Here is a 4,785-nt window from a genome sequence, read left to right on the forward strand (position 1 = left end):
CAAAATTTAGATTAATTTTAAAATTAATAAATAATACATTTACAATAGCTGAATTTTTTCATTTATTTTAAATAATATCTTGCATAAAACTCGGTCATAACGCTATTTGCCAATAGGATAAGTCTTTAATTCGTGATACAATTTAACAATTATTTTTTCGCTTAAGAAAAGAGTGAAAAGGCATTTAAAGTAGAATCAATAAGGAATGAATATGCAAACAATTGAAGGTAAAGTTGCTGCACCAAAAGCTAAGGTTGCAATTGTAGTAGCACGATTTAATCATTTTATTAATGATAGCCTTGTCAATGGTGCAATTGATGCGTTAACACGCATTGGACAAGTTGATGATAAAAATATTACTGTTATTTGGGTTCCAGGTGCTTATGAAATTCCACTTGCTACTAAAGTTGCTGCACAGTCAAAAAAATATGATGCAATTGTAGCGCTAGGTACGGTTATTCGTGGCAGTACGGCACATTTTGATTTTGTTGCTGGTGAATCAAGTTCTGGATTATTAAGTGCAAGTTTAGATAACACTATTCCAGTTGGATTCGGTATTTTAACTACCGAAAGTATAGAACAAGCTATTGAACGTGCAGGCACAAAAGCTGGCAACAAAGGTGCTGAAGCGGCATTAACTGCACTGGAAATTCTAAATATTATTAAAGCAATTAAGGAGTAATTTAGTGGCATTAGTTAATCCTCGTCGTCGAGCAAGAGAATGCGCAGTGCAAGCCATTTACTCTTGGCAAGTTTCTAGAAACGATCTTGCTGATGTTGAGACAAGTTTTATTGCAGAACAAGATATGAAAGGCGTTGATGCTAAGTATTTTCGTGAGCTATTAAATGGTGTAGCCAAAAACACCAGTGAATTAGATGACAAAATGACGCCTTATCTCACTGAACGCTCTATTAATGAGTTAGGACAAGTTGAATTAGCCATACTTAGAATCGCACTGTATGAATTAATAAAACGTCAAGATGTACCTTATAAAGTTGTGATTAATGAAGCTATCGATTTAACTAAAACATTTGGTGCTGCAGATAGCCATAAATTTGTTAATGGTGTATTAGATAAAATAGCCCCAACCATTCGTACTCGATAAGCAATTAATTATGAGATTGATATGAACAATAATACCGAAAAAAGCAAACCCACTATTTTTTATGCCAAAAATAGCGAATCTAAAAAGCCTTTTCGTTCAGCGACTAAAAAAACGACTGGCTGGAAAAGTAAAGATGACTCATTTCAAGTAAAACCTAAACGCGATCGTCATGATCGTATTGAAACATTCAAACCTAGAAATGATAAATCTGCATTTGCAAAAAAGAGTTTTATTGTTGATCTTAATCAATCTAAATTGCCTATTGAGAATGAATCACCATGGCAAAAAAAGCTTCGTACAAATGAACAAACTCCAACTTTTGGTTATGATGGATATCGCCAACGTAAAGAAGAAACATTAGTTTATAGCGAAAATAGTTGTAAGGCAGTATTCAAACATCGTCGCACAGCAATTGTTAAATTATTTATTACTCAAGAGATGACTTATCAATTTAAAGAGTTAATTGAGTGGCTCGTTAAACAACGTTTAGGTTATGATGTAGTCTCTAGCGAACAGATTGGTAAAATAACTCAAACGCAACATCATGGTGGCGTATGTTTAATTGTTAAAAAACGTATATCACTTACGTTATTGGATTATTTAGAAAACAATAGCGATAAAGATCATGATTGTGTTTTAGCGATTGATGATGTCAATAATCCCCATAATCTTGGTGGGTTAATTCGTAGTGCCGCTTTTTATGGCGTTAATGGTGTCATGTTACGCCAAACAAATTTACTTGATAGCGGTGCTGCTATGCGTGTGGCTGAAGGTGGCGTTGAAGCTGTTGAGTCAATTAAAAGTGATGATTTTGTGGCCTCAATAGATATGCTTAAGCAACATGGCTATCAAGTTATTGCCCTATTACCTTGTCAAGTAAAGTCAATTACATCCAGCGAGTTGCACCAAATCCATTTTAATAAAAAAGTTGCGGTAGTCATATTTCAACAAATTAATATGAAACTAATTAACAGCGCTAATATTGTTGTACATCTAAAAGGCAATGATAACATGCCCGCATTAAATATTTCGGTTGCAACGGGTGTTTTATTATCGAACTTACATAAGTAAATTAATATTTTTACTATCAATGAGTTATTGATAAAAAACTATTTTACTCATTGATAAAATATATCAAATAGCATCATTTGGTTAGAAATTGCTTTTTTTTTCTGTAAATTGTACTAGTTTTTATATATTTTGGTATGCGTCATGACTTTTAAGCATAAAGTTGGTTTAATTTTTGGGAAGTTTTATCCTTTACATTGTGGTCATATTTATCTAATTGAAAAAGCGATGAGCCAAGTTGATGTATTACATATCTTTTTGGGATGTGAAGCATCGCGTGATAAGCAACTATTTAATCAAAGCCGTTTACCTAAACAACCACAAATAAGTGACCGCTTTTCATGGTTAAAAGAGACATTTAAAGATCGCCATAATATTCATATCTATGTACTTGATGAGGCTGGCATCGAGTTTTACCCAAATGGTTGGCAAGATTGGAGCGATCGGGTAAAACAAATTCTTGCTGAGCATAAAATTAAGCCCAATGTGGTATTTACTAGCGAGCCACAAGATGTTAATAACCATAAGTTCTATTTTGATTGCCCAGCCGTTATTGTTGATGCTAATCGAGAATTTATTAACATTAGTGCAACACAAATCCGCCAAAATCCATATAAAAACTGGAATTTTATTGCACAAGCAGCAAAACCTTTTTTTGTAAAAAAAGTGGCTATTATTGGCCAAGGTCGTTTTTGTGACTTACCACTCCAATTTGCTAATATTTATAATACTCAATACGTGCCCAATGGCTATATTAATTATATTGAACGAGAAATTTCAATCCAACATAATAAACGTTATTTGAGCGAATCCGATTATATGAAAATTGCAATGTTACATGTTGAACGAATTGCAAAAGCCGTTGAAACATCAAATAAACTTGTTTTTACTTCAATCGATTTTGAAACACTTGCACAATATTACAGTCAAATTTTCAAAAAAAATAATGATGTTTTAAGAGCCTTAAAAGAAAGTTGTCATTTTGATTTAGTCATTCATGAAAAAGATTTAAATCCTCAATCCTCGCAACTTGAATATTTTGAAACGGTTTCAAAGAAGATTGAAGCATTATTGATTTAGTTCATCACATTTATTATGGCTTATGCTAAAATAAGCCAATTATTTGTGATAGGTAAATTTTATGTCTCAATCTTCTGACAAACAAGACAATACAAATCAAGAAAAAATTGATTTTGGTTACACTCAAGTTCCAAAACAAGAAAAAGTAAAACGTGTTGCTGAAGTATTTCACTCTGTTGCCGATAAATATGATGTTATGAATGATCTTATGTCATTTGGCATTCACCGAATTTGGAAAAAAATCACCATTGAGTATAGCAGTGTGCGTAAAGGTCAAAAAGTTTTAGATCTAGCAGGTGGCACAGGTGATTTAACGGCAAAATTCTCGCAACTTGTTGGTGATAGCGGATTAGTTGTCTTAGCTGATATAAACGAATCAATGTTAAAAGTTGGGCGAGATAAACTACGAGACAAAGGCTTATTTAAAAATATCGAATATGTACAAGCTAATGCCGAGGAGTTACCCTTTGCGGATAACTATTTTGATTGTATAACCATCTCATTTGGCTTGCGCAATGTCACTGATAAAGAAAAGGCTTTACGCTCTATATGGCGAGTATTAAAACCCGGTGGGCGCTTATTAATCCTTGAGTTTTCTAAACCGCAATATCAGATCCTAAATAAAGCTTACGACTTATATTCATTTACTATGTTACCGTTAATGGGCAAAATTGTGGCAAATGATTCTGAAAGTTATCGCTATTTAGCCGAATCAATTCGAATGCATCCTGATCAAAATACACTGAAAAAAATGATGGAAGATGCAGGATTTGTTGATGTGAAATACCACAACATGACAGGTGGCATTGTAGCTTTACATATTGGCTTTAAATTTTGATGCGATAAAAAATAATGACCTTTTTTCGACTTTATAAAATACTTGCGATATTTCGTGCTTATCGATTAGATGAATTGTTACCAAAACACCATTTAGTAAGGTGGCCACGGTTGGTTTTAAAGTGTTTATTTTGGATTAGACCCAAAGCTAAACATCAAGAAATTGGTGAGCGATTACGTCAAGCGCTACAGGAGCTCGGTCCCGTATGGGTAAAGTTTGGGCAGATGGTTTCAACTCGACGCGATATTTTACCTAAACACATTGCAGATTCGCTGACCAAATTGCAAGATCACGTTGCTCCTTTTGATGGACAAATTGCTAAACAGCTTATTGAATCGGCATTAGGTCAAACAATAGATTATTATTTTTCCCATTTTGATGAAAAACCATTAGCATCAGCATCGATTGCCCAAGTCCATACAGCAATATTAAAGCGTAGCCAAGCTGAAGTTATTATTAAAGTATTACGCCCTAATATTTTACCTATTATTGAAGCTGATATACGTTTAATGTATTGGGTAGCTAAACAATTTACCAAGCGCATAAAATCAGGCGAAAAATTGCGAGCTGTTGAAATAGTGCGTGATTATGAAATCACGCTATTAAAAGAGTTAGATTTACAAAAAGAAGCTTACAACACGATTAGATTGCGCGATAATTTTATTAATAGTGATATCTTATATATTCCTTATG

The 4,785-nt window shown here is 33.4% G+C and carries 6 protein-coding genes; all 6 read left to right on the top strand.

Going from position 1 to position 4,785, the window contains the following annotated elements; genetic code table 11:
- Positions 1–211: 211 nt before the first annotated feature.
- On the top strand, positions 212–682 hold the full coding sequence (gene ribH / locus A9G30_RS00935) for a 6,7-dimethyl-8-ribityllumazine synthase (protein ID WP_065587767.1): 471 nt from the start codon (positions 212–214) through the stop codon (positions 680–682).
- Between the two features lie 4 nt (positions 683–686).
- Positions 687–1,106 carry a transcription antitermination factor NusB gene (gene nusB, locus A9G30_RS00940; RefSeq protein WP_065567674.1) on the top strand — a complete coding sequence of 140 codons (420 nt, stop codon included), beginning with the start codon at positions 687–689 and terminating at the stop codon, positions 1,104–1,106.
- A 21-nt stretch (positions 1,107–1,127) separates the two neighbouring features.
- Positions 1,128–2,177, top strand: coding sequence for a TrmH family RNA methyltransferase (locus A9G30_RS00945; RefSeq protein WP_065587768.1), 1,050 nt, complete (start codon positions 1,128–1,130; stop codon positions 2,175–2,177).
- Between the two features lie 141 nt (positions 2,178–2,318).
- Positions 2,319–3,254, top strand: a complete 936-nt coding sequence (gene nadR, locus A9G30_RS00950) for a multifunctional transcriptional regulator/nicotinamide-nucleotide adenylyltransferase/ribosylnicotinamide kinase NadR (protein WP_065587769.1) — start codon at positions 2,319–2,321, stop codon at positions 3,252–3,254.
- Positions 3,255–3,315: 61 nt separating this feature from the next.
- Entirely contained in the window at positions 3,316–4,092 is a 777-nt protein-coding gene (ubiE, locus tag A9G30_RS00955) for a bifunctional demethylmenaquinone methyltransferase/2-methoxy-6-polyprenyl-1,4-benzoquinol methylase UbiE (RefSeq protein ID WP_065579591.1), read from the top strand.
- Between the two features lie 14 nt (positions 4,093–4,106).
- Positions 4,107–4,785, top strand: a 679-nt coding sequence (locus tag A9G30_RS00960; RefSeq protein WP_255305714.1) for an AarF/UbiB family protein, incomplete at its 3' end; no start/stop codon positions are given.

This window comes from Gilliamella sp. Fer4-1, from assembly GCF_001690515.1.
In the GTDB taxonomy this organism is placed as follows: Bacteria; Pseudomonadota; Gammaproteobacteria; order Enterobacterales; family Orbaceae; genus Gilliamella; species Gilliamella apicola_C.